The sequence below is a fragment of the Neobacillus rhizosphaerae genome (assembly GCF_937468385.1).
Classification (GTDB): domain Bacteria; phylum Bacillota; class Bacilli; order Bacillales; family Cytobacillaceae; genus Neobacillus; species Neobacillus rhizosphaerae.
Genome location: NZ_CALBWS010000038.1, coordinates 1 through 24575, shown reverse-complemented (window position 1 = coordinate 24575; position 24575 = coordinate 1). Strand labels below are relative to the sequence as shown.

Genomic DNA, 24575 nt, shown 5'->3' with positions numbered 1-24575 from the left:
GGAAGGAATAACTCACCAGCACCCTTTGTGTTGCCACATACACTCTGGACATGTGGATTGCGTTGCGTTGATAGAATTACTAAAAGAATAAGCAGTTGGATTCGAGAATCTATAAAAGATTCTCGGATTTCCATCTGCCTTAATTTCAATACGATCTATTAAACGATGAAGGATTTCAGGAGTTAATTCCTTGTGTAAAAACTACCCAATCATAATTTTACCCTTTGGATAACGGAAAGCATCTGGATTTCGGCGGATGGTTATGGCAAAGGCAATCGTCAATGGACCAACTCTTCCTGCAAACATGGTAAAAATAATCAGCACCCTGCCAATAGGTGATAATTCAGGAGTCAATCCCATAGATAGTCCGACGGTACCAAATGCAGATGTCGCCTCAAATAATATCATGAGAAAATCTTTACCTGGTTCGGTAATGGTTAATAGCATTGTAATGATCAAAACTAGAAATAATCCAATGACCGATACTGTCAGAGCCTTATAAATCGTTTCATAAACAACTCGCTTTCGATAAAAAGTAGCATCCTCTTTTCCGCGGATCTGGGACCATACTGCTCCAAGTAAGGTTGTAAAGGTAGTTGTTTTAATACCGCCTCCCGTCGAACCAGGTGATGCTCCAACAAACATCAGAAAGATAATCAATAATAGGGATGTTTGGGTCAAGTCCGGAATATTTAGTGTATTCGAACCTGCTGTTCTAGGGGTTACGGATTGAAAAAGAGATGCAAGAATTTTCCCAGTAAAAGATAAAGGTTTTAATGTTTTTTCATTAGAAAACTCTAATAAAAAGATTAAAATCGTTCCAGTTGCCACCAAAATTGCGCTAGTAATCAAGACGATTTTTGTGTGTAAAGATAATCGTTTCACTTTTCTAAACTCAAATAGTTCATTCATGACAATAAATCCAATCCCACCAAGGGTTATTAATATACAAACCGTTAAAGTAACTGTGGGATCGTCTACATAACCAGTTAAGCTGTGAAATTCCCCCATTAAATCGAAGCCCGCATTGTTAAAATTAGAAATGGAATGGAAAATTCCATAATAAATCGCTTTATTGAGGGGCATATCGAATGAGAATCGAGTTGCTAATAAAACAGCTCCCAGCAATTCTATCAAAGCAGTGAAAATCAAAATACGCTTCGCTAACCTTACAATCCCTTCCATTGATAAATTATTTAATGATTCTTGAAGTAAAATCCTTCCCTTCAAGGAAATCTTCTTTCCAATAAGGAAGGCAAATAAGGTGCCAAACGTCATAAATCCAAGCCCGCCCACTTGAATCAAAGACAAAATCACCAATTGTCCAAACAACGTGAAGGCAGTTCCAGTATCCACTACCACAAGTCCTGTTACACAGGTAGCTGAAGTCGATGTAAAGAGGGCATTGAGAATGGAAAGACCCTTTCCATCCACTGTTGAAATTGGCATAGTCAGCAATAAGGCCCCAATGAGGATGATGGTACCGAATCCTAATACAAGAATTTTAGGTGGGTCCAAGTAAAATTTTTTCCTCAACGTTTTTCCTCCAGACATAACTAGATTTTTTCAATTACATGAAATACCTAATGTAAATATAAACGGTAGAAATGATAATGGACACGATCATTAGTGGAAAGCCTACGGCTAAAAACTTAATGAAAGAAATTTGATGACCTTCCTTAGCGGCTATTCCGGCTACAACTAGATTCGCACTCGCACCAACCAATGTACCGTTCCCACCAAGACAAGCACCAAGTGAAAGACTCCACCAAAGAGGCTCTGAATGGGAAATTCCTAATTGACCCATTTCATTGATTAAGGGAATCATCGTCGCAACAAAAGGAATATTATCAACAAATGCAGAAATAATCGCACTCATCCATAAAACGAGAAAAGTAGTAGGTTTTAATTCTCCCCCGGTCCATGACATGGCTTTCTTGGCTAATGCTTCAATTAAACCTGTTTCCACAAGGCCGCCTACAATAACAAATAACCCAATAAAAAAGAACAAGGTTGTCCATTCTATCTTTTCCAAAGCAACATGCAAAACTTTCTCTCCAGTTAGCAAGAGTAAGATAAATGCTCCTAGCAAGGCAATGGTGGCCGTTTCGAAATGTATGAATTGATGGGCAAAAAAACCGCCAATTGTCATAACGATGACAAATAGACATTTAGCTAATAAACCTTTATCCTTTATTTCCTGTTTCGCATCTTTTCTTAAAAGATGATTTTTTAATTCATGCGATGACTTTAACTGTTTCTTGTAAATCAGCGTGAGCAGGAAGACTGTAACAATCAAAATAATCAGAATTACAGGGGTTAAATTATTAATAAATGCCATGAAGGTTAATTCTTTTACTGCACTGCCAATCATGATATTAGGAGGATCACCAATCATTGTAGCTGTCCCGCCAATATTAGAAGCTAAAACCTCTGAAAGCAAATAGGGTATCGGAGGAACTTTCAATTGATTTGTAATGCTTAATGTTACCGGCACGACAAGGAGAACGGTTGTTACATTATCAAGGAAAGCGGAAGCGAATGCTGTAAACAGGCTTAATACGACAAGAATTTTTATTGGTTCCCCTTTCACTTTTTGTGCTGACCAGACGGCGATAAATTCAAAGACTCCTGTCTGCGCTGTGATACTAACAATGATCATCATCCCGATCAATAATCCAATTGTATTAAAATCGATGTGGTGAATGGCTTCATTCTGCTTAAGAACGCCAAAAGCAACCATTAATAAACCACCGAACATTGCAACAATCGTTCGATGGATTTTTTCAGAAATGATGATTACATAAGTGATTAAAAAAATAGTTAAGGCAATAATAGCTTGGGATCCCATCATCGACGCTCCTTTAAGATAATTATTGTTAATAGTTTGTGCAAAAATAGGAAAAAAACTACAGTAACTCTTAGTAAGCTTTATAAAAATGTGGCTAGGTTTTGTTTGGGTGAACACCTGCCAGAAAACCGAAGGACCACAGAAGTCTGCTCGTCCATAGTAGGAGAAAGATACGCTGTTTCCTAAGCGAGCGCTGCGGTCGGACTTGTGCGTCAGGTTGATAGACTACTTTCTTTGATAAATTTTTCCTCCAATAAATTTTTTTGTAATAAAATCTTTTCACTATTTGTGTAGGAATATATTCTAGATGAATTGAAATAAACCTTCTTAAACATAAAACTCCATAAACAGACGAAAGGAAAGGGTGATCGACCCTTGACCTTAGTGAAAGTATGAACAATTTCTGAACATATATATAATAGATAAAAATAGAGGACAGGTGTCCTTTTGGGTGTATAATTCTCGAGATATAATTTGATTAAAGGAGGAGATATAGTATGGAGGATTTGATAGCAGCAATTGATATGGCGCCAAAGCCTCAAAAGGCTTATTTGAAGCAATTGTTTAAACACATCCCCATAGCTAGTCGTTCCTGTCGTATTGTTGAGTTGAAAGCGAATACAAAATTTGTATCGGCAAACGAACCCTGCAATGCAATTTGGGTGTTAATTGAGGGGCGAGTAAGAGCAACGGAAGAGCAAATTTCAGGTGATGTTTATGTTTTTACTGAGTTCCAGGCACCAGAGTTGTTCGGCGAAATGGAGGGATTTGCAGGAATCTCTTATTACAGAGTAACTTTAGTGACTGTCACGGACTGTAAATTTATCGTCATGCCGATGAACAGCTTCTTAAACTGGATACGGAATGATTCGGAGGCGTTGTTTTTACGAGTACGCTCTCTTATGAGCCGCACTCTGGAAGAGACAAAAAACAATCATACCTATTTGTTTCTTGACGGATTCGACCGCCTAATGCTTTATATGACACAATATTACAGAAAGCATGCAAAAAACAAAACATGCACTATGCAAATCAAAAGACAACAGATTGCAGAGGAAACGGGTTTCAGCACAAAAACAGTTAACCGATCGATCAGAAAGCTTTCAGACAACGGGCTAGTTACAATAGATGGAAGGAAAATCATCATATCCGAAAGACAATACGACCAACTTTTAGAATTGATTGATAAAAAGATAAGTCATTAATTCAGTCAAAGTAAAGAGGGAGTGTGAAGTATGACTAACGTTTTAGAAATTGTCACATCAAGAAAACTGACGTACGAGCAAAAGGTAATGTCACTTGCACATGCTGCAGAAGATACTCTGTCCATAATGAGTATTCCAGAGAAAGCCAGATATTATTTTGATATTAAGGCAATAGATGATCTGTATGAGGGGCATGCGCCTTATCGCCCGCGCTATATTATGCCTGATTATGAGAAGTTTATTAAAAATGGCAGCGAGTTTTTACGGATTAGTCCACCGGAGGATTTGGATGAATTGTTGAACTCCTTAATGATTCTTTATAGGCATGTTCCGTCTATTACGGGATTCCCGGTTTATCTCGGCAACATTGATAAGCTCATTGAACCATTTTTGGAAGGAGTTAGTGATGAGGAGGCAAAGAAAAAGCTTCGCTTATTTTTAAATTTCCTAGATCGCACTATTACCGATTCTTTCTGTCATGCTAATATTGGTCCGGAGCCAACTCGGGCAGGAAAGCTAATACTGGAGTTGGAAAAGGATTTGCAGAATGCAGTTCCTAACTTTACGCTGAAATATGATCCGGATATTACTCCTGATGACTATGCAGAACTAGGAATTTACACCAGCTTATTCTGTGCCAATCCTGCCATATGCAATCATAAGGTGCATAAGGAAACCTATTCATCTGATTACGGTATTTCTAGCTGTTACAATATTTTGCCAATTGGCGGTGGTGCCTATACGCTTTCCCGTATCACTCTGCCTGGACTTGCAAAGGTTGCCACAAGTATTGATCAATTCTTAAATCAGCTGCTTCCAGAATGTCTGCTAGAATTGGGAAATTACATGAATCAACGTGTGAGTTTTTTGGTTGAAAAATCTGGCTTCTTTGAGACTTCTTTCCTTGTTAAGGAAGGTTTAATCCATCCGGACAATTTTATTGGTATGTTGGGAATTACCGGTCTGGCTGAGTGTGCAAATCTTCTGATGGGGGATAACGGTAAACGCTATGGGCACGATGTCGAGGCTGACAATCTTGCTGATACAATAATGACTATTATTTCAGATTTTGCCGCACAGTTCCCAGCTAAGTATTCTAAAATTTCTAATGGGCGTTTTATGCTTCATGCGCAGGTTGGTATGGATTACGATCTAGGAATCACTTCAGGTGTACGGATTCCTGTAGGTGATGAACTGGAGAATGTTTACGATCATCTGCGTCATAGCGCACGATTCCATAGGCTCATTACGACTGGCTGCGGAGATATTTTCCCGTTTGAAACCACTGGTCGAAATAATCCTGGTGCTATTCTTGATATTGTAAAAGGAGCATTTTCATTAGGTGCAAAATACATTAGTTTTTACGAGGAGAATAGCGACTTGGTGCGTATTACCGGTTATTTAGTAAAACGTAGTGAGATGGAAAAATACCGAAATGAGCAGATAGTTCTGCAAGGTACTACACATCTTGGTGCCCCAAATTACGATCATAACCGCCTTGAAAATAGAAAGGTAAGGGGAGTATGACCAGGGCTCCTGTAAACAAGATTATCCCCTTAAGCCTTGTAGATGGGCCGGGTAATCGTACTTCTATATTTTTACAAGGATGCAACATATCCTGTGCCTATTGCCATAATCCTGAAACTCAAGCTGTATGCAATCACTGTGGCATTTGTGTAAGCGGTTGTCCTTCGGGTGCATTGACGATCGTTGGCAGCCGTGTAAAGTGGGACCCTGAAATATGTAAGCTCTGCGACCAATGTATTAAAGTTTGTCCGACTTTCGCCTCACCGCGTGTGAGAAATATGAGTCCAGAAGAGGTCTTTCAGGAGATTCAAAAGAATATTCCATTTATACGAGGGATTACTGTATCGGGAGGTGAATGTACCCTTTACCCTAATTTTTTGAAGGAACTGTTTGCCATAGCTAATGAAAATGGACTTACATGCTTAATTGACAGCAATGGTACGACAGATTTCAGCCGCTTTCCCGAATTGATGCAGCTTTGCAATGGTGTCATGCTGGATGTGAAGGCTTGGGATGAACAAATTTACAAAAAACTAACTGTGGGCGCTACTAATTCGATCGTTAAGAAGAATCTTCAATATCTTGCAGATTGTAACAAATTAGAGGAATTACGAATTGTGTGCCTGCCGGGTGAGGTTGACGCGGAGGCCGTCATTAGTGGAATTGCGCAGACAATTGGTGAAAAAGCCTGCAGCGTGAGATTAAAACTTATTAAGTTTAGGCATTATGGGGTAAAGGGGCGTTTACAAAATACTCCCTCTCCAGACGACGCATATATGCAGAAACTTTTGCAGTTGGCTGTCGGATTTGGTTTCGAAAAGGCTGTCATAGTTTAATAGTAAGTTGGTATAGAATATCCTTATCAGCATTTTTAAAATCAGAATAAAAACAATTGAACGAATATTCAGTTTTATTTTTAATATCCATAAAAAATCTTGGTTCAGCACCAAAGCTCATCGGGAGGAAGAAATGACTGTTAAATCACGACTTAAAATTATGATGTTTCTTCAGTTTTTCATTTGGGGATGTTGGCTTGTTACTCTTGGCTCGTATATGATCAATCATTTACATTTTACTGGTATGCAAGTTGGACTTGTTTATAGTTCAACAGGGCTTGCTTCACTTCTTATGCCAAGTCTAGTTGGAATTATTGCAGATCGTTGGATAAAGGCAAATAGATTATATGGAATTTGCCATTTCCTTGGTGCGATTGCCTTATTTACAGCTGCACGGATTTCAGACCCTGACCTCATGTTTTGGGTGATGCTTTTTAACTCAATGGTTTACATGCCGACGATTGCTTTATCTAATACTATTTCATATTCAAGCCTGGAAAAAGAAGGACTCGATGTAACGAAAAATTTCCCATCTGTTCGTGTTTTTGGGACAATTAGTTTTATTCTTGCCATGTGGACAATTAGTCTAGGGAAACTGGAGTTAAGCAACATCCAGCTATACATTGCTGCTGGAGCTTCGATCTTACTTGCGCTGTATTCATTCATGTTACCTGACTGTCCAACATCAAATGTCAAAAAGGACAAGTCGTTAGTAAGTCTTTTGGGACTAGATGCTTTCGTATTATTTAAACAAAAGAGAATGGCAATATTTTTCGTGTTTGCTATGCTGTTAGGTGCTGCCCTGCAGATAAACATTACATTTGGCGACCCATTCTTACATGACTTTGCTCTAAACCCTAACTATAAAGATAGTCTTGTTGTTAAATATCCAGCGATATTATTATCAATGGGACAAATTTCAGAAGTATTCTTTATTCTTGCCATTCCATTTTTCTTACGGAAACTTGGGATTAAGAAGGTAATGCTGCTGAGTATGGTGGCATGGACATTACGCTTTGTTTTCTTCGCTTATGGAAACCCATCTAGCGGCGGGTTCTTCTTATTGCTATTATCAATGATTGTGTATGGTGCGGCATTTGACTTCTTTAATATTTCGGGATCTATGTTTGTAGAAAAAGAAGTGGATCATCGAATTCGTGCGAGTGCACAAGGCTTATTCATGACAATGGTCAACGGAATCGGTACCTATTTAGGTGCTGTTATTAGTGGAAAAATAGTGGATTATTTAACAGTTGATGGGGTGAAAGACTGGCAAAATATCTGGTTAGTTTTTGCAGCGTATACCATCATTCTCGCAGTCATTTTTGTGGTAAGCTTTAGATACAAAAATGACCGTGATACAATGAAAAATGTGAAGGCAGCTGCGTGAATCATAGTTTCATTTTATATATCATCCTCTTCTATTGATTAAGTGTATGTATTTAGTGGACCCAAAACATAAAAAAATCTATCCAAAACCCGAATAAAAAGTTATTCGGGTTTTTCTGTTTCCATAATAAAATTTCGGTACCAAAACGAATCAAACGAAATCTTGACCGAGATCAACGGGAGATACTCTCTTGAGACCTTCGGTTTTTTTCTGTAGAATGAGAAAAAAGTCGAAATAAAAGTCCGATTAATAAAGTTTATGTGAGACTAATCCGTTCATCGGAAATGCCCTTAAGATAGTAAAAAAGGTTTTCACGGTAATGTCTATTATTTTTTTGATCATTACGAGGAGAAAAAAGCGAGAAAAATAACTAATCATAAAAAAACTTTTTCGACTCCATATGAATAAGGAGGATCAATACAAGAGGATGAAATTTTCAAAGTTAGGTATTATAGTGCTATTTAGCATAATTATAGGAGGAATTGTAGGGTTTTTGACATGGGGTTTTTTAGCTGTTACTTCTTTTACAACTCACTTTTTATGGGATACCTTACCAAAGACCCTTCATTTTAAAAATTGGACCCTATTACTGTGTTTGGTTGGAGGCGTTCTGGTAGGTTTATGTCAAAAGTACTTTGGTAATTACCCGCGTAATATGGAGGATGTATTAGCAGAATTCAAGGAAACCAAAAGAGTTGATTATAGGTCAGTACATAAGAGTACATTGACTGCACTTTGTGTTCTTTCTTTTGGAGCCAGCCTTGGTCCTGAGGCGGCTTTAGTTGGTATAATAGGAGGTCTTTCTACGTGGGCAGGAGACACTCTTAAATCTTTAGTTAAGAAAAAATCAGTTTTAAATAAATATGGAGAAATAATAATTGAGTATAGTATTGAGGCTACAATTGGCATGATTTTTAGAGCACCACTCTTTGGGGCTACTACCTTCTTTGAGGATAAAAAAGATTTAAGACGTTTAAAGCTGATAAAAATAATTGTTTATTCAATAACTACTGTTGCGGGTTTTGGTGTATTTATATTTTTATCAAAAATAGATTACAGAAAAATTTCTTTAGTTGATTTTGGTTCAGCAGTAGTAGGTAAAAATGAAATTATAGCCATAATACCACTAATCCTTATAGGAGTATTATTTGCCTTATTATATGAGTTTTTTGGAAAAATTCTTCATAAGGTATTTAAATCGCTTGAAAATTATAAAATAATTAAAGCTGTAATTGGTGGATTAGTATTAGGATTAATAGGTACTATTCTTCCTACAATGTTATTTTCAGGGGAGCATCAGCTAACAGAATTACCAGCAGAATGGAAAGATATGTCGATTTATTTATTGTTGATATCTGCTATTGTAAAGTTATTCATAACCGAATTTTGTTTAGCAAGTGGTTGGCGTGGAGGACATATATTTCCTGTTATTTTCGCAGGAGCAAGTTTAGGATATGGAATGGCATTGTTATTTCCGATAGATCCAATAACATCCGTTGCCATTGTAACTACTTCACTCACAAGTGGAATAATGAAAAAGCCAATAGCAGCGGTATTAATATTAATCATTCTATTCCCAATAAAGCTAATTATACCGATGATAGTAGCAGCATATTTGCCAATATATATATTTAAGTACAAGAATAACTTAATGCAAAAATCATATTAATGCTTATTACTATCAGCTTTCTATCCAAACACATGTAGTGTGCATCTCGTTATTTATTTTAAAGAAAGTCAACTGAAACTTGAAAGGTTCGAAAGGAGATTGGTTAATCTTTTGATTTTCAAAGCATTATGTGACTTAGTAACATGCCAGATATCAATGGAACATAAATAAGATGACCCCCTGTACAGAAATCATCTTATTTGTGTGGCCTGTCCTTTTTTTAAATGTCATTTACAAAGGTACATTTTACTTAGGGCGTTGCCTTTGTACGTTTCTAGTAACGGATTAACAAAGCTGTATTAAATATGAACTGTCACTGTTATTATAAAGTTCCAGCTGTAATAATAGCTGCATTAGCATTGATTCTTCCAAATTGATATAATGTTCCAGAACCAGGTACGTCATCTGTAGACGATTCTATTGCTAGACGTATTGCTTGGTTGCTCAATAATGGAAAAGTGGCCTTTATCAAAGATGCAAGGCCTGATACAAATGGAGCAGCTTGGGATGTTCCATTTAAAGAGCCAAAATTTATGCACCCAATGACATTCGTATGGGTTGGACATGTTGAAAAGATGCCTACACCTGGAGCAGCAACATCAACTCCATCCCCAAAATTCGAAAAAAATGCTTTTAGGTCGTTCTCATCCGTTGCAGCAACACTAATCACATTTACATATGCAGCAGGAAACGATGGTGTGTTAGTATTATCATTTCCTGCTGAAGCAACTATTACCACTCCTGTATTCCAAGCAAAATTGACTGCGTCTTCTAGAGCTTGTGACCCTCCTGGCCCTCCAAGGCTCATATTGATGACGGCTGCTCCCGCATCTGCTGCATCAACGATTCCAGAAGCAATCCAACTAAATAAGCCAAAACCATCATCACCTAATACTTTTATATTCCAGAGATCCCCTGAGTTAAAGCTTGTCCCAGCTCCAAATACGAGATTATTCGTAATAGCTCCAGCAATTCCAGCAACATGTGTACCATGACCAAAAAGATCATCAACAGTTGGTGAGTTTGTGAAATTGACATTTCCTAGTGATTTTCGCAGCTAAGTCTGGATGATTTTGGTCAATGCCTGTATCAAGAATGGCTATAGCGATATTTGCGGATGTAATTACAGCTCTACACCATGCCTCTGGTGCTTTTATTTTTTCAAGACCCCATTGGAAATCGAATTTTTCATCATTAGGAATAATTCTTCTACAACCGGTTGCTTGAGCAATTTGGTCAATTTCAACATAACGTACTTTCGTGCTTGCAGAATATTGGGTTAAATAGAAACCAACATTTTGTGCAGGTACAGTTACAACCTCTGCATGCAACTGGTCTATTGCTTGGACTAAAGTTGCTCCCATCATTTTGTGGACTTCTTCGCGTTCTTCCTTTGTAACATTTGGGTAAAACCCAACAATTAAACGTTGAGCTGTATTTGCCAAATAAGAACATCTCCTTTAAATAGAATATTTTTTTAATAGAATGAGGAGAAAATAATTATTCTTGATATTTTGCAGTTCAACAATTGGAAATAGGGACCCCATTTTAAAAAAATAAAATCCTCTAATCGATTTAGTTGTCACGTCCAACCTTCTCCTTCCTCCACTATCAATAAATTCAAACTGAATTACATTGGTGTGGACAATCTTTACACACTTCAAAAATGGGTTCATGTTTATTCAAACAGGATTGAGGATGATGTCTAAACTCCACACCGATAGGAGTGGTGCTGGTACAACTATTATCGTGCCAACGGGGGGCCATTTTGGAAGCCTTTTCGCATTTTTCAGTATTCTGCAATCTGGCCAGATAATTGAACAAGACCCTTTAAAGGAAACTGGATATTTATGTTAAAATCTAGATTAGTTGTGAAGGATTGTACTTAAACAAAAGGTAGAAGATTAGTTCAACAAGGTTTTTAAAATTTTTGAATTACTAAATAAAACTTTTATTAGAGATAAACGTCTAAACATCGAAGTTCTTAAAAAAGAGGGGGATGAATGTGTCGGATATTAGGAATAGAGAAATCATAAAATGGTATGAGGATTTTAACGAACCTATTTTTAAGTTTATTTTTATGATGATACAAGATTATCAACAAGCAGAAGATTTAAGACACGAGACTTTTTTAAAGGCATATATTCATTATGATTCATATAGGCGTAAATCCAATCCAAAAACATGGCTTTTTAGTATAGCTCATAATTTAACAATTGATTTTATCCGAAAACGTAAGCCGATCTTGCTTTTTAAAGAAGCATTTTTCTTTAAGAAGGATACCAATCCGTTACCTGACGAAATGATTCAAATTAAGGAAAGTTCATATGAACTTTATAAAGCATTAGGTGTAATTAAAGATTCATATAGGGAAGTTATTATATTACGGAAAATTAAAGAGTTCTCTATTGAAGAAACAGCCGAAGTTTTAGGTTGGTCTGAAAGTAAGGTTAAGTCAACACTTTATAGAGCTATCCCTGTATTGGAAAAGCAATTGTTAAAGGAGGGGTATTTGCGTGAAGGAACAATATACAAGAAGTTTATTGGATACTGAATTATCTAATTTAGAGGCAGATATAGTATGGAAAAACTCCCAAAATGATGAATTAAAACATAAATTGTTAACGGATATAAATAAACTTTCCTTAAAAGCCAAGCTCAATAAAATATTTGTTTTTCCTGTAAGGATGTGTGCAGTGGCTGCCATTTTTGTCATAGCTTTTGTTCTTGTAAAACAGGAAGATTCCAATGTTAGCCATTCGTCACGAAGTTCTTATCCTAATGGAGTAAACACATCCGAGCAACAGACTCAAGATAAAGATGTATCCGTTACTTTCTCAAGGGAAGACCAAGAGTTGTTCAAAATAGTAAACGGCATGAAGTCACTCGTTTTGACAGAAGAAGCAGTCATCCCTTCTAATGTAATCATTCCTTCAATCATAGGAGAACCAAAGATTACCGCAACTAAAGATAATAATCGTGTCCTAGTGAGTGTAACTTATCCTGTTAAAGGAGATAAATTCCTATCCATTAATACTACTATTAATAAACAAGGTTCTGCGAAGCTTGCATACGAATCGTTAGTAAAAAGGTACTCCAGTTTTAAATCTTTGTTAACCATTGGAAATCATCAAGCAATTCTTCCAAAACTAGTCGAAGCAGATGGGGGTCCTCAGTTAATCATGGTCAGTAATGAATTTATCTATTATATTTCGGGTGGACAAAGTAGTGATGATCTTATTAAAATGGCTAAATTAATCAGTTTTAATAAATAGTAATAGTAATAGTAAATTGTATTATTGTTGAAAAAAGTCGTTTACTTGATAAAAAAGTTGTTTACTTGATAAAAAAGTAATTTACTGATGTCCTCTATCAAAATAGGGGGCATTTTTATTTTGTATCTTAATCCTGTGTTATTCAGCAATCTAGGCTAGGGAGAATCCTGAAATTGTGAAGTTTTGTACTTAAACTAGCTGGAGGTTAGCTTAAAAAGAACAGGACAATCAATATACTATGTAGAATATAATAAGGTAACATTGTATGAAGATTTAGAAAAAACAGTAAATAAAAATTAGGAGTGTTTGTTATGGTTCATGCAAAAGATGTTTTATCGGATCAGTTGTTGGCAAATGCTAATGACCCAAGTTGGTATCTACCATTTTCAGATTCAGTAGAAAGATTGTCTGAGGAACATGCATTTTGGAAGCCAAACGAAGAAAGTAATAGTATTGCTGAAATTGTGCAGCATTTACTATATTGGAATCAAACATGGCAAACAAGGTACCAAAAATCTCACGTTGATGCTGTGCCTTCAATAGGAAATAATAATAACAGCTTTATTATTCCTGAAAATCATACTTTTGCTGACTTAAAAAAACAACTATTAGAGGTGCTTATACGTTGGCAAGAGTTATTATCTGAAGAAAAAGTTGAGAGAGAAGTTAATGGTTATCCTGGACACGTGAAATGGTGGGCAATACTGGGAAATGTGTCAACTCATAACGCATATCACATTGGTCAGATCATTTATATCCGGAAGTTGCAAAATAGCTGGAAAATAGATGCAGGAGTAGATAAATAAATAAAAGTTGCACTAGTGCCTACTTGTAAGAGTTAAACATCCAGCTGCTAATTTGGTGGCCTTTTTTGTTATTGAACTAAAAGGAGTTTAGTTGAACAGTGGTTTCTGATATACGAGGTGACATTGTAGGATTGAAATAAAGTTACGATGTTTATAAAAAAGATACGAAGTTTAAAATAAAGTTGCGACGTTTATAATTTTGCAAAAAGTGATTATCACACAGCGGGAAATTCGTTAGAATCGGGATATAGCCTTTCAAAAAACACAAGAACCCCGAATAGGTCCACTTTTTCTAAAAGTGTCCAATATTCGGGGTTCAGTTCAATCAAGTTGTTTCCCCTTTTTAATTTTCCCAGCTTACTTCAATAATCACCTAAAGAATTGAACTTGACATGATTACTTTGATTTTAAAATGTAGTTTACTTAGTCGGTGTGAGCGACGGCGCTGATTTCGATCAGTTGCTCTGGGGATGCCAAGTAAGTCACGCCGATGAGGCTGCCGGCCGGCCGATGTTGTCCCACGTATTCCTTGAACAGCCGGAGGACTGGTTCGAAATGCTCTTGCGCATTTGTTAAATAGATATCCATATAAGCGAGGTTGGACTTCGTGACACCAAATCCCTCCAGTACGCGATCGAGATTTTCAAGCGTCTGTCGGGTCTGTGCTTCGATATCGCCCTCGCCAATGAACGCACCCTCCATATCGTGGGAAAATTGCCCCGAAATGTAGATAGTGCCGTTGACGCTGTAACCTTGGGTAATACCGTGATCCCAAAGACCGTGATCGTAGGTTTTAACATTAGTCATTTTTTCTCTCCTTTACTTCAAAGTAATGTCAGTATAAAATGAACGCAAACAAAAAAATAGTACGCACTTTTTTGATAGGTACTACCAGAAAGGATAGTGTAAATATGAGTATGGCTGACTATAAAGAAAAGGGTAATATTCAAGAGACACCTTTTGGTTATACAATATCAGTGATTGGTGGTAAATGGAAAATGCTTATTATTTACCTCCTAGCAGAAAACCAACCAGTTCGCTTTAATGATTTGAAAAGAAAAATAGGAGCTATTACTTTTAAAACATTGAGTTCACAACTTAAAGAATTGGAAGCAGATGGGATTGTTAGACGGAAAGAGTATCCTCAAATTCCCCCTAAAGTTGAGTACAGTCTCACACATAAAGCAGAAACTCTATTACCTGTTTTGGAACAGTTATGTGAGTGGGGAGTAAAAAACCGCAATAATTAAGTTCCTTCTGTATAGCTGATGAAATTAATAGCATCATCCGTTCCAAAACCGCGGAAGTTTTTTTACGAGAGCAATTAGAAAACAGTGGTTTTAATTCTTTGTTCATGACAGAGGCGTTTGTGGAATATGGCTCATTGAAATGATCAAACTATTTTATAAAAATCTCATACTTCACAAAATGCAATTATTTCATTTTGATCAATCTTTTTTCAAAATGGATTCTTTTAATTTGCCGTAAAATGCAGCTTCATTCGATATTTTTAATCAAACTTTATTTAAAACCAGCAGACATAGGGGAACAATAATCTCTAATATTGGTTTATAAAGGGGATTATTGATGAAAAAAATATTTAGGTTTTGCTGATATTACTGGAGATGGTATTAAAGAGTATCTATTTGGTGTATCAATTGGTGCGGCGGCAGGGAACAAACTTGAGATTTTTAAATGGAATAATAATTCATTAGTTAAGATAGCAAATGTCCATTACCATATGATTGAGCTGATAAGCAATAAAACTGTTGGAATAGCTGTTTGGCAATGGTTTATTGCCGATGCTTGTAATGTGGATGTTCTTAAATGGAATGTTCAAAAATTAATTCTTGATGAAAAATTATATTCTGAATACTATCCTGTTATTGAAAAATTTTACAAAGATAAAATATCAAAGATGGATGCGTGGTTTTACTGGTATACACTTGCAGATGCTCAAATCAAAGCAAATTTATTTGAAAAAGCTACAAAATCAATACAAAAAGGAACTACTTTAGCCAAGCAATTTTCACCTGATTCAGTCGATTACTTTAATCAGTTAAGTGCTAAGCTGGAAAAAAAAGAAAAAATCTAATTTAAATTAACGGAGTGCGATTCTTCAAGAGGAAGGTCGCCTTTTTCTTATTCTACAAGAAAGATTGTGAAATTTTGTACTTAAACTATCGGGGGCAATAGTGAAAAAAGGCAGCGGAAAAAATCCGTTGCTTTTTTCACTCCATTTCTAAAAATATTTTCTATAAAATTCTCTTCTAAGACTTCCACTTAACTGAGCATAAATCCTAGTGGTCTCGCTTTTTTTGTGCCCTAGTAAACTTTGAATAACATCAATGGGAGCTCCGTTGTTCAATAGGTGTGTGGCATAGCTGTGGCGTAGTTGGTGTGGGTGGATTTCTTTGTTGATCCCTGCACGACTTGATATTCGTTTTATGATGTACCTCATCTGAGCAATACTTATTTTATGTGGGTGCCGTTCAGTGACGAAAATAGCTGGGTCTTTATTCTGACGAAGATCTAAGTATCGTTTCAGCCAAATTTCACAACGTATATTAAAATAGACCTCCCTTTCTTTATCCCCCTTTCCAAGGACAATGGCAGAGCGATTTGACCAATTAATGCAATTCTTGTCGAGAGAAACAATTTCACCGATTCTACAACCCGTGGAAAACATAAACTCAAATAACGCCTTTTCCATTGGAGTAAAACACGCTTCCCTTAAATGCTCAATTTTCCTCTCTGTTAAGAATTTTGGAATTCGTTTCCCTTGTTTAGGTTCTTTGATTTTTGCAGCTGGATTTTTTTGTATATGCCCTTCTTCGTGTGACCAACGAAATATCGATTTAATGAATCGAATTCGATGAGCTAAACTTGAAGGCTTTAAGTGTTCACTGGATTTTGCTAAGTATACTTTCAATTGAACTGTTGTCACCGATTCAATACTCACATCGTTAAAGTGTTGAATGAGTAACTTAGATTGGAGTCTATATGCTTTTAATGTCTGTTGAGAGAACCCTTCAATCCTTTTATCCGATGCGTAAAGTTCCCAGGCTTTTGATAACAACAAAATAAATCCCTCCTAAAATTGGTTATATTAGAGGAATTATTGCCTTGATTATAGAAATGGAAACGTTGGGATATTGAACTATCTGGCAGGTTAGTTGTATCTAGAAACAAAGAACTTTTCCTTATTATAAAAGGGGATATTTATACTAAGCACTCGTATACTCAAAGAGAGGGGTGAAGGAGTATGGCGAAACCAAAAAATAAAAAAAAATCCAATAGAGTAAAGAATAAAATTACTATTATATCGATAATTGTTGTTGTAATCATTATTTGTATTTGTTTGTTGCTTGGAGAGATAGGTGTTTCTGAGGATGTTGTTTTTGGTGTCTTTGGACTTGTTTTCTACGTTATAGGCTACCATCACGGAAGGACAGGAAGAGGTAAACACAAGGAGATTCCTTGACATATGAAGATGGTTCTTATTAAACTAACGGGTCATTTTAGTTGAAGTTCAGTCTATTCATGAGTGGACTGATTTTCGGAAGTGGATAAATTTGGAATTGTAGTAAATGACTTTTTTACAAATTCGTTCATCTTCTTTATCACAGTTATTACAATCAGTAAAGAACTTTAATTTTATTGTTATAATTTTAAAGGTTGATTGGGATTGGATTTAACGGAGAGTTAGTAAAGGACTTTTTTTTCAAAAGACAAATTGTTTGTAAAGCAGTTGATTTTGATATAGGCACCGTAAACTGCATACTAATAACAAGTAAAAATGCTCAGAGAAATTATTACTCTGAGCATTGGTTTTATTTTTGTATTTATTCAATTAAAATCCCCATTGGCCAATGAAAGTTATTATTAAAATGCCGCAGTCCAGCCACCATCGGCTACGATGACTGTTCCGTTCACAAAGCAAGATTCATCATAAACTAAAAATAGAGCAACTTGTGTAAATTATTATTCTAAGTTTTGTGGGTGTAAAACATACATTAACAGAACACCTTTATACAAACAGACATAGTATGATGTTTTTCTAAATCTTTGTTTTGTTGTCTACGTTATTCAGCTGGACTTTTATAGTTTTGCCTCTCAGCTGTTGTTCTCTCTTGCTTCGATACTACCTTTCTATTGGGCATGAATAGAGTCACAATGAATGCTATGATAGCTAAAATTGCGATAAAAAAGTAAGCATCACTTGTACCAAGTATAGAAGATTCCTTCACAAGTTGAGCTTTGGATAGCACTTCGCCAGATTGGATCAACTTAGCAGCATGATTAGTTGTGCTAGTTGTCATAATCGTTACAACCAGTGCAGTTCCAATCGCACCAGCTACTTGGCGAACTGTGTTAGTTACGGCTGAACCGTGAGCATTTAGGTGCTTCGGTAGTGCATTCAGTCCGGCAGCATTGATAGGCATCGTTAGGAAACTCATACCAATGCGTAAGGTTATGGTCCTAATCATCAAATAGGTAAAACTTGTCGTTTCGCTCAAATTGGTCACTCCCCATATTGAAGGGATAATAAAGATAAGACCTATCAGAGCTAGTGGCTTTGCACCGACTTTATCGAATAAACGACCAGTTATAGGTGACATCAAAGCATTTAATAGTGCACCCGGCAGCAATAGTAAGCCCGTGTCAAGCACTGTGTATCCTCTACTTGACTGCAAATAGATAGGAAGTAAAATCAAATCTGCATACATCACCATCGTTACCAAAATATTAATGATCGCCGTCATCGTGAACATCCTGTCCTTGAAGACACGTAGATCCAGCATAGGATCAATGGAAGTAAGCTGGCGCCAGCAGAAGAGTATAATGAAGATAACACCGCCAATTAAACAAGATAATACCAGCGGGCTTCCCCAGCCGTTTGTACCCGCACTGCTAAACCCATAAAGCATACCACCGAACCCTAAGGTAGAGAGAAATACACCGATGATGTCAGCTTTCGCTTTGGATGTCTCTGAAACATTTACGAGGTATTTTAGCGATAACGCGATTACGATGGAAACAAGTGGTAACATACCGATAAATATCCATCGCCATGAGAAATGTTCGATAATGATTCCTGCCAAAGTAGGGCCGATTGCTGGTGCGAAGATCATCACAAGCCCAATTAATCCCATGGCAGTTCCACGGTTTTCCTCAGGAAACACCACAAGGACAACCATCATTAATAGAGGCATAATTATACCGGCTCCTGCAGCTTGAATCAGTCGACCAGTTAATAAAAAAGCGAAGCTCGGTGCAATGGCGTTTATGAAAGTACCCACTAACAATAGAACCATTGAGCTGATGAAAAGTTGCCGAGTGGAAAATCGTTTCATTAAAAAGGCAGTCACCGGAATTAAAATACCATTCACCAGCATAAAGCCAGTTGACAGCCATTGAACTGTTGCAGCAGAAACCTCAAATTGCTTCATCAAATCTGGTAAAGCAACATTTAATATCGTCTGATTCAGGACTGAAAGAAATGAGCCCAAGAGTAAGACGAATAGAAGGATCCCTTTTTTAACTTGTTTATTAGGTTGATCCATGATCTATTACACGTTCCTTTCTCGTTGGTTATTTAATTGACATTAAGTTGTTTAATTGATAACGTGTCAATAAAGTATATGTTAACATAAGAATAGTGAAAATAGCCATTTACACTTTTTAGATTAATGTATACTAATTGACGATTTATTGAATATGTGTCGTAAAAATAATAAATTATAGACGAAGGGTGGATATGATGTCTAACAACGAGAAGATGAAGGTAGATCCTCGAATTAAACGTACAAAGAGAATGTTTAAAGACGCAATCATTTCATTGATCCAGGAAAACTACGATAAAAGCAAATTGACTGTTCAAAATATTGCTGATCGAGCCGAATTAAACCGTGCGACTTTCTACTTACATTATCAAGATATTGATGATCTAATGGAGCAAATGATTGATGAAGTTCTTGACGAGTTGAATAAAACTATGAAGTCTCCATCCGAGGATAATCAGTCAATTAAAAAAGGATACCCAGCACCTCGGACCCGGCTTATCTCTTTTCTAGAGCATTTTTATCGAAATGCGGGCCTCTACAATGTGATGCTGGAGAACAAGGATTTTCACAAAAGAGTTTTCGGTATCTTGTTAGAAATCGTCACTTTTTGGGCTGAAGATAGAAAAGAGAGAGGACGGTCGTTTCAGGTGCCCAATGAAATAATTGCTTCCTCGACACTTGGCATCATATTATGGTGGTTACAAGAAGGGACACCATATAGTCCAAGCTACTTAGCAAACCAGATAATTCTGATGTCCAATTAAAAATATATTTTTATAGAAATTGAATATGTTTCCATATACTTCCTATAATATAGAGGTAATATATGAGACTATAGCTCAAGAAGAAAAGCAACCTTCATCATAGATTTAGGAAAGTGCTTTTTTTTTTGCTAGAGGGAATTGGAGGTAAGCATGGGAAGAATAGTTCATTTCGAAATTCATGTAGATGACATGGATCGGGCAAAGAAGTTTTATGGAGAGGTATTCGGATGGTCATTTCAAGATTGGAGTGATTATGCAGGAATGCCTTACTTTGGAGCAGTGACTGGCAATGAAAGTGAACTTGGCATCAATGGTGCTTTGATGCAACGTCAAAGTGCGCCGCCAGAACCCAATCAGAGTTTAAATGCATATGCTTGTACAATGGGAGTGGAAGATTACGATACAACTGAAACTAAAATTATTGAGAATGGAGGCAAGGTCTCATTGCCCAAGTACGCCCTGCCTGGAATGGCGTGGCAGGGATACTATATTGATACCGAAGGAAATATATTTGGAATTCATCAACCAGATGTCAACGCCAAATAGATTTTCACATTACGTTAATCCGAAGGCATATAGTTGCCCCAAATAGATATCCGTTTCTCAGTTCATTAAAAATGATGAATCGACTTTGAGAGTTTTTCAAAGCCGAGTCAATCAGTAAATGAAGGAATTACAATAATTTCTTTTTGCTAAGGAAAACTTACCATTTGGAGTCACCTTCTTTGTACATGGAGAGGTAATTTAATATGTTAAATTTGGAATGGGATGATGTCCTGTTTCTTTTTTTTGTCTATCTTAACAATACAGGTTTAAGTAATAAGGAGTAAATTTATATGAATTCCCACCCAGTCTCAATCATTTTTCTACAAGTAGAGTGCAAGAGTCGATTTTTTATCAGATTTTTCTACATTAAATTACAATTATATTACATTACCGACAGTTTCATTGTTTTTAGTCCATTTGGAATATAAACTGGTAGTATATTAGGAATCTGAAATAATGATAGGTTACAAAAGGAGATTTTGTGATGATAAGGAAATTATTAAAATATTCGGTATCGGCTGCCGTCCTCGCCACAATGATTCAAGCAACACCTACTTTTGCAAGTCCAGTAGAATCATCAGTGACAAAAGGACAAATCGATGCGACAAAAGGACAAATCAATGACTTTGAAACAAAAATTCAACAATTAGATAACCGAATCAGCTTAGCAATGGAGAAAAGTCAAACACTAAACGATCAAATAAAAACACAACAAGGAAAAATTAAAGAAAGCAAGGTTGAAATTGAAAAAGCCAAAAAGGACTTAGACTCTCACAAAAAGGTCTATTCAGAACGACTAAAAAGCATTCAGTTAGAGGGAAAACAGTCAATTGTCACCTACGCAGAACTTTTGCTTTCGTCTAATGACATTTCTGAGTTTTTAAATCGTTTTACTGCTATTTCGCAAATTATGGAAAGTGACACAGACTTACTGAAGGGTTTAAATGAAAAAGAACAAGTGTTAATAGATGCAGAGCAAAAATTACATAATGAATTCGACAAATTAAAAAAGAGCCAGGATGAATTAGCTTCTGAACAAAAAAAGATTGAAGAAGATAAAAATGAAGTTGAAAAAGAATTAGCTGATGCAAATAACAAATTACAAAACCAACAAGATCAACTAGCTCAACAAGAGGCAGAGCGGCAGGCTCAGTTAGCCCGACAGCAGGCTCAACAACAAATCCTATTATCCCAACAACGATCTCAACAACAATCTTCAGTAAACAACGCTTCAAAATCAACACCATCGGCTAAGGTACCTAATATAACCAACGCTGATGCGGTAAGTACTATCATTGCAACTGCTAAACAATATTTGGGCGTTCCTTACGTTTGGGGTGGAACTACGCCAAGCGGATTTGATTGTTCGGGATTCACTTCATACGTTTATCGTTCTGTTGGTATTAATCTACCGAGAGTGTCACGAGACCAGCAAAATGTTGGAACTAGAATTTCTCCGAGTCAAGTACAGCCAGGAGATTTAGTATTCAGGGGTTCCCCTGCCTATCATGTTGGTATTTATATTGGAGGTGGGCAATATATACATGCCCCACAAACGGGTGATGTTGTGAAAATTGCTCCGTATAATCCATCTGCTTTTACTAGTGCTGCTAGAGTATTACATTAAGGATGGCAATTTTTGAAGTGATACTTATATAGTGAAAGACCATGTAGAAAAAAGATAATTATTTTTTGCAAAACATATATATTTCAAGCTTTGCAATTCTAAATATAAATACCCAGCAACATCCCATGTGTTGCCACATACACTCTGGACATGTGGAGTGCTGTTCGTTGATAGAATTGATTAAATAATTGGCAGAGGGTTCGAGAACCTAAAAAAGATTCTCGGACTCCATCTGCATGCAATTTGATTCTGTTAATTGATTCCTTAAAAGGTACTTGATTTGTTCTTCCTTGTCTACTAAATTATTTAGAAAAATTTCCTCCCTATTGATCGATAGGATTTTCCTCCTTTTCCAGCATATATCAAAAAACATTTCCCTTCTTTGACAAGCAATGTCCACACCGACAACGAGGTGCTTATCAAAAATCCTTTCTATTAGTTGATTTTGTTTGTCTTGCATTTTAAACTTCACAGTAGGGGTTCCTCCTTAAGCTTTTGAGTTAGAGTGGTGTCTATACTCATATCTTACTGAGGAGCTCTATTTTTAATAAGTTGAAAAATAACGATCTACAGGGATGCTAAAGGGGGATTTACTCTAAGAAGCAACTTGGATTAGAAAAATAGAAATAACAATTAGGAAAAGAAGCTAAATATGAAATGAATGACATATGATTTTAAATAAAATTCTCCTTTGTAGAGGGGCTCTTAAATAAGGTAATATGAATATAAAATCGAATTTCCTAATAATTTTACAAACAGTTTGAATACATAAGCTCTCAGTCTTTTAAATTGAAAATAAAAAGAGGTGAATATTCAATGTTCGGATTAGAATCAGTAAAAGTAGACTTGAAATTAGATAAGAAAGAGTATATTCCAGGAGAAACCATGACTGGCAAACTTTTAATCAAAGGAGGATCCCGTGATAAAAATATAAACAGCTTAGAAAGCATTTTGCATGTCAGAGTAATTAAGGACAAGATTCCCAAAATCACACCTCTGATTAATTATTCTTTAGAAGAAGACCGATGTTTATTCATTCAGTCTAAAAGCTACAGGGAAGTTCCTTTCGAGTTGATATTGCCAAGAAATATTCCCGTAAGTACTAATAATGTAGAATATCACCTTTCTACTAAACTGGATATAGACTTAGGAAAGAATGCTTCTAATCGTGACGAGATTACCGTTCTTTTACCTCCTTCAAGCAGCCAGATTCTAAAAGCCACTGAAACATTAGGTTTTTTTCAGGAGGACAATTTAATTACGGAAAGCGGACAATCTTTTCGTTTAGTGCATGAATACGCGGGTACTGAAATTGATTTGTCCTTTTTTGAAATTTCAGAAGGGGTTTTTGTTAAAATGGGTTTACAGAAATTCACAACGGAACTACCAAGTCCAGATGTTCTATCCAATCAATTTTTTATACCGTCGTCTATCAATGTGGAGGATATTCCTGAAATAGTAGATAAGGCTATCAATGAAGCTTTAAAAAATCCTTTGATGTTTACAAGTGAGCTCGCCATTTATAAACATAATATTGGTAATACCAAGAAAGCCTACGTAACGGGATTTATCATCGGGAATATGATTTGAATTCAGAAAGGGAGCCTTATAAAATGACGACTTTCCTTTTGTAGTCACATTCTTTGAATAAAAAGCCGTATAAGGAATGCTTAAGATGCTCTTTTTCAAAGGGTCAGCTTTTTACATTTTAAGTTTAAATTATGGTAGAAAAAACGGATTAAAACAATGATTAAGTTTAATTGTGAAGAATTGCCCTTAAACTAGCGGGTGCAAGAACGTAAAAACAACGAATCTTTCGTTGCTTTTTTTTTGCCCTTTTCTAAAAGTATTTTCTATAAAATTCTCTTCTAAGGATTCCGCTTATATGATACATACATATGTATCTTATTTACTTTTACCGTACAGTAAATCTATTCAAGTTATTGAAGTTCTGTCGGAATTAATAAAATTTCATCAAGTATGATAACTTCCCTGACGTTAGCTGTCAGGGAAGTTATATTATAATAGGCTATATCAATTGTGATTGGAGTGTTATTGGATGCAAACAAAAAAAGTTTATCTTTATGTATTTAATACAATGTCAGACTGGGAATATGGATATTTAATTGCTGAACTAAACTCAGGAAGATATTTCAAAAAAGATTTAGCACCTTTAAAAGTAGTTACAGTAGGGGCTAATAAAGAAATTATTACTACCATGGGAGGACTGAGCATAAAACCAGATATTTCCCTTGATGAGTGTACTCTTGAGAGTAAAGATCTTTTAGTTTTACCTGGAGGGAATACTTGGGGAGAAGATATTCATCAACCAATCTTGAAAAAAATTGGCGAAGCTTTAAAGCTTGGCACTATTGTTGCTGCAATTTGTGGTGCAACTGAGGGATTAGCGAATATTGGATACCTAGATTCTAGAAAGCATACAAGCAATAACTTAGAGTATATTAAAATGGTCTGTCCTAATTATAAAGGAGAAAAATTTCATGAGATGGGA

General features: G+C 36.1%; 24 protein-coding genes and 2 pseudogenes. 17 read left to right on the top strand and 9 right to left on the bottom strand.

The features are described from left to right. Positions 1-201: 201 nt before the first annotated feature. Both M5A78_RS21410 and M5A78_RS21405 read right to left on the bottom strand, forming a co-directional pair. Positions 202-1554 carry a TrkH family potassium uptake protein gene (locus M5A78_RS21410; protein WP_406603734.1) on the bottom strand — a complete coding sequence of 451 codons (1353 nt, stop codon included), beginning with the start codon at positions 1552-1554 and terminating at the stop codon, positions 202-204. Positions 1555-1570: 16 nt separating this feature from the next. Continuing rightward, on the bottom strand, positions 1571-2851 hold the full coding sequence (locus M5A78_RS21405) for an ArsB/NhaD family transporter (RefSeq protein ID WP_248737340.1): 1281 nt from the start codon (positions 2849-2851) through the stop codon (positions 1571-1573). 497 nt (positions 2852-3348) lie between these two features. On the opposite strand from M5A78_RS21405, the gene M5A78_RS21400 reads away from it, so the two are divergent. From M5A78_RS21400 to M5A78_RS21380, 5 genes are all read left to right on the top strand, one after another. Next, on the top strand, positions 3349-4056 hold the full coding sequence (locus M5A78_RS21400) for a Crp/Fnr family transcriptional regulator (protein WP_248737309.1): 708 nt from the start codon (positions 3349-3351) through the stop codon (positions 4054-4056). Between the two features lie 30 nt (positions 4057-4086). Then, the gene (locus M5A78_RS21395) at positions 4087-5583 is read left to right on the top strand and encodes a YjjI family glycine radical enzyme (RefSeq protein ID WP_248737308.1); all 1497 of its coding nucleotides are present in this window, start codon (positions 4087-4089) and stop codon (positions 5581-5583) included. Beyond that, entirely contained in the window at positions 5580-6419 is an 840-nt protein-coding gene (locus M5A78_RS21390) for a YjjW family glycine radical enzyme activase (protein WP_248737307.1), read from the top strand. Before M5A78_RS21395 ends, M5A78_RS21390 begins: the two co-directional genes overlap by 4 nt. A 133-nt stretch (positions 6420-6552) precedes the next feature. Continuing rightward, positions 6553-7809, top strand: a complete 1257-nt coding sequence (locus M5A78_RS21385; RefSeq protein WP_248737306.1) for a nucleoside permease — start codon at positions 6553-6555, stop codon at positions 7807-7809. Between the two features lie 427 nt (positions 7810-8236). Continuing rightward, positions 8237-9478 (top strand): chloride channel protein, encoded by a 1242-nt coding sequence (locus M5A78_RS21380; protein ID WP_248737305.1) that lies wholly within the window; start codon positions 8237-8239, stop codon positions 9476-9478. A gap of 322 nt (positions 9479-9800) precedes the next feature. Here M5A78_RS21380 and M5A78_RS21375 read toward each other — a convergent pair whose 3' ends face one another. Next, positions 9801-10439: a S8 family serine peptidase gene (locus M5A78_RS21375; protein WP_406603735.1), complete on the bottom strand. Its 639-nt coding sequence runs from the start codon at positions 10437-10439 to the stop codon at positions 9801-9803. 46 nt (positions 10440-10485) lie between these two features. Continuing rightward, positions 10486-10923 carry a S8 family serine peptidase gene (locus M5A78_RS21370; RefSeq protein ID WP_248737304.1) on the bottom strand — a complete coding sequence of 146 codons (438 nt, stop codon included), beginning with the start codon at positions 10921-10923 and terminating at the stop codon, positions 10486-10488. Positions 10924-11477: 554 nt separating this feature from the next. Between M5A78_RS21370 and M5A78_RS21365 the strand changes: the two genes are divergently transcribed. The 3 genes from M5A78_RS21365 (at position 11478) to M5A78_RS21355 (ending at position 13559) form a co-directional block, all read left to right on the top strand. Next, a complete protein-coding gene (locus M5A78_RS21365) occupies positions 11478-12032 on the top strand; it encodes an RNA polymerase sigma factor (protein WP_248737303.1) in 555 nt (184 codons plus the stop codon). Next, on the top strand, positions 11995-12753 hold the full coding sequence (locus M5A78_RS21360; protein ID WP_248737302.1) for a hypothetical protein: 759 nt from the start codon (positions 11995-11997) through the stop codon (positions 12751-12753). The genes M5A78_RS21365 and M5A78_RS21360 overlap by 38 nt, the downstream gene beginning before the upstream one ends. A 311-nt stretch (positions 12754-13064) precedes the next feature. Further along, positions 13065-13559, top strand: a complete 495-nt coding sequence (locus tag M5A78_RS21355; RefSeq protein ID WP_248737301.1) for a DinB family protein — start codon at positions 13065-13067, stop codon at positions 13557-13559. Positions 13560-13982: 423 nt separating this feature from the next. Here the strand turns inward: M5A78_RS21355 and M5A78_RS21350 are convergent, their stop codons facing one another. Continuing rightward, entirely contained in the window at positions 13983-14366 is a 384-nt protein-coding gene (locus M5A78_RS21350) for a RidA family protein (protein WP_248737300.1), read from the bottom strand. A gap of 104 nt (positions 14367-14470) precedes the next feature. On the opposite strand from M5A78_RS21350, the gene M5A78_RS21345 reads away from it, so the two are divergent. Continuing rightward, on the top strand, positions 14471-14809 hold the full coding sequence (locus M5A78_RS21345; protein WP_205064102.1) for a winged helix-turn-helix transcriptional regulator: 339 nt from the start codon (positions 14471-14473) through the stop codon (positions 14807-14809). 491 nt (positions 14810-15300) lie between these two features. Beyond that, a complete protein-coding gene (locus M5A78_RS21340; RefSeq protein WP_248737299.1) occupies positions 15301-15654 on the top strand; it encodes a hypothetical protein in 354 nt (117 codons plus the stop codon). A 147-nt stretch (positions 15655-15801) separates the two neighbouring features. Here M5A78_RS21340 and M5A78_RS21335 read toward each other — a convergent pair whose 3' ends face one another. Further along, positions 15802-16641, bottom strand: a complete 840-nt coding sequence (locus tag M5A78_RS21335) for a tyrosine-type recombinase/integrase (protein ID WP_248737298.1) — start codon at positions 16639-16641, stop codon at positions 15802-15804. Positions 16642-16824: 183 nt separating this feature from the next. Here M5A78_RS21335 and M5A78_RS21330 point away from each other — a divergent pair, with 183 nt between their 5' ends. Continuing rightward, positions 16825-17043 carry a hypothetical protein gene (locus tag M5A78_RS21330; protein WP_248737297.1) on the top strand — a complete coding sequence of 73 codons (219 nt, stop codon included), beginning with the start codon at positions 16825-16827 and terminating at the stop codon, positions 17041-17043. A gap of 401 nt (positions 17044-17444) precedes the next feature. Here M5A78_RS21330 and M5A78_RS21325 read toward each other — a convergent pair. Both M5A78_RS21325 and M5A78_RS21320 read right to left on the bottom strand, forming a co-directional pair. Then, positions 17445-17534: pseudogene (locus tag M5A78_RS21325) on the bottom strand (3-ketoacyl-ACP reductase); the annotation flags it as partial. A gap of 110 nt (positions 17535-17644) precedes the next feature. Beyond that, the gene (locus M5A78_RS21320; protein WP_248737296.1) at positions 17645-19126 is read right to left on the bottom strand and encodes a DHA2 family efflux MFS transporter permease subunit; all 1482 of its coding nucleotides are present in this window, start codon (positions 19124-19126) and stop codon (positions 17645-17647) included. A gap of 194 nt (positions 19127-19320) precedes the next feature. Between M5A78_RS21320 and M5A78_RS21315 the strand changes: the two genes are divergently transcribed. The 3 genes from M5A78_RS21315 to M5A78_RS21305 all read left to right on the top strand — a co-directional run bounded on the left by M5A78_RS21315 (position 19321) and on the right by M5A78_RS21305 (position 22063). Beyond that, positions 19321-19890, top strand: coding sequence for a TetR/AcrR family transcriptional regulator (locus M5A78_RS21315; protein ID WP_248737295.1), 570 nt, complete (start codon positions 19321-19323; stop codon positions 19888-19890). A 150-nt stretch (positions 19891-20040) separates the two neighbouring features. Further along, positions 20041-20436 carry a VOC family protein gene (locus M5A78_RS21310; RefSeq protein WP_248737294.1) on the top strand — a complete coding sequence of 132 codons (396 nt, stop codon included), beginning with the start codon at positions 20041-20043 and terminating at the stop codon, positions 20434-20436. Between the two features lie 484 nt (positions 20437-20920). Beyond that, the gene (locus M5A78_RS21305; protein WP_248737293.1) at positions 20921-22063 is read left to right on the top strand and encodes a C40 family peptidase; all 1143 of its coding nucleotides are present in this window, start codon (positions 20921-20923) and stop codon (positions 22061-22063) included. 208 nt (positions 22064-22271) lie between these two features. On the opposite strand, the gene M5A78_RS21300 is transcribed toward M5A78_RS21305, so the two are convergent. Next, positions 22272-22535, bottom strand: coding sequence for a hypothetical protein (locus M5A78_RS21300; RefSeq protein ID WP_248737341.1), 264 nt, complete (start codon positions 22533-22535; stop codon positions 22272-22274). Between the two features lie 344 nt (positions 22536-22879). Between M5A78_RS21300 and M5A78_RS21295 the strand changes: the two genes are divergently transcribed. The 3 genes and pseudogenes from M5A78_RS21295 to M5A78_RS21285 all read left to right on the top strand — a co-directional run. After that, positions 22880-23653, top strand: a complete 774-nt coding sequence (locus tag M5A78_RS21295) for a sporulation protein (protein ID WP_248737292.1) — start codon at positions 22880-22882, stop codon at positions 23651-23653. Positions 23654-23948: 295 nt separating this feature from the next. After that, positions 23949-24047: pseudogene (locus M5A78_RS21290) on the top strand (DNA-binding transcriptional regulator); the annotation flags it as partial. A 75-nt stretch (positions 24048-24122) separates the two neighbouring features. After that, positions 24123-24575, top strand: a 453-nt coding sequence (locus M5A78_RS21285) for a DJ-1/PfpI family protein (RefSeq protein ID WP_248737291.1), incomplete at its 3' end; no start/stop codon positions are given.

Bases quoted from the DNA above. Each gene is read 5' to 3' on its own strand.
- M5A78_RS21385 (WP_248737306.1), top strand. From the start codon at position 6,553: ATGACTGTTAAATCACGACTTAAAATTATGATGTTTCTTCAGTTTTTC.
- M5A78_RS21390 (WP_248737307.1), top strand. From the start codon at position 5,580: ATGACCAGGGCTCCTGTAAACAAGATTATCCCCTTAAGCCTTGTAGAT.
- M5A78_RS21320 (WP_248737296.1), bottom strand. From the start codon at position 19,126: ATGGATCAACCTAATAAACAAGTTAAAAAAGGGATCCTTCTATTCGTC.
- M5A78_RS21330 (WP_248737297.1), top strand. From the start codon at position 16,825: ATGGCGAAACCAAAAAATAAAAAAAAATCCAATAGAGTAAAGAATAAA.
- M5A78_RS21340 (WP_248737299.1), top strand. From the start codon at position 15,301: ATGATTGAGCTGATAAGCAATAAAACTGTTGGAATAGCTGTTTGGCAA.
- M5A78_RS21350 (WP_248737300.1), bottom strand. From the start codon at position 14,366: ATGACTAATGTTAAAACCTACGATCACGGTCTTTGGGATCACGGTATT.
- M5A78_RS21310 (WP_248737294.1), top strand. From the start codon at position 20,041: ATGGGAAGAATAGTTCATTTCGAAATTCATGTAGATGACATGGATCGG.
- M5A78_RS21405 (WP_248737340.1), bottom strand. From the start codon at position 2,851: ATGGGATCCCAAGCTATTATTGCCTTAACTATTTTTTTAATCACTTAT.
- M5A78_RS21355 (WP_248737301.1), top strand. From the start codon at position 13,065: ATGGTTCATGCAAAAGATGTTTTATCGGATCAGTTGTTGGCAAATGCT.
- M5A78_RS21395 (WP_248737308.1), top strand. From the start codon at position 4,087: ATGACTAACGTTTTAGAAATTGTCACATCAAGAAAACTGACGTACGAG.
- M5A78_RS21400 (WP_248737309.1), top strand. From the start codon at position 3,349: ATGGAGGATTTGATAGCAGCAATTGATATGGCGCCAAAGCCTCAAAAG.
- M5A78_RS21380 (WP_248737305.1), top strand. From the start codon at position 8,237: ATGAAATTTTCAAAGTTAGGTATTATAGTGCTATTTAGCATAATTATA.
- M5A78_RS21295 (WP_248737292.1), top strand. From the start codon at position 22,880: ATGTTCGGATTAGAATCAGTAAAAGTAGACTTGAAATTAGATAAGAAA.
- M5A78_RS21410 (WP_406603734.1), bottom strand. From the start codon at position 1,554: ATGTCTGGAGGAAAAACGTTGAGGAAAAAATTTTACTTGGACCCACCT.
- M5A78_RS21315 (WP_248737295.1), top strand. From the start codon at position 19,321: ATGATGTCTAACAACGAGAAGATGAAGGTAGATCCTCGAATTAAACGT.
- M5A78_RS21345 (WP_205064102.1), top strand. From the start codon at position 14,471: ATGAGTATGGCTGACTATAAAGAAAAGGGTAATATTCAAGAGACACCT.
- M5A78_RS21305 (WP_248737293.1), top strand. From the start codon at position 20,921: ATGATAAGGAAATTATTAAAATATTCGGTATCGGCTGCCGTCCTCGCC.
- M5A78_RS21365 (WP_248737303.1), top strand. From the start codon at position 11,478: ATGAATGTGTCGGATATTAGGAATAGAGAAATCATAAAATGGTATGAG.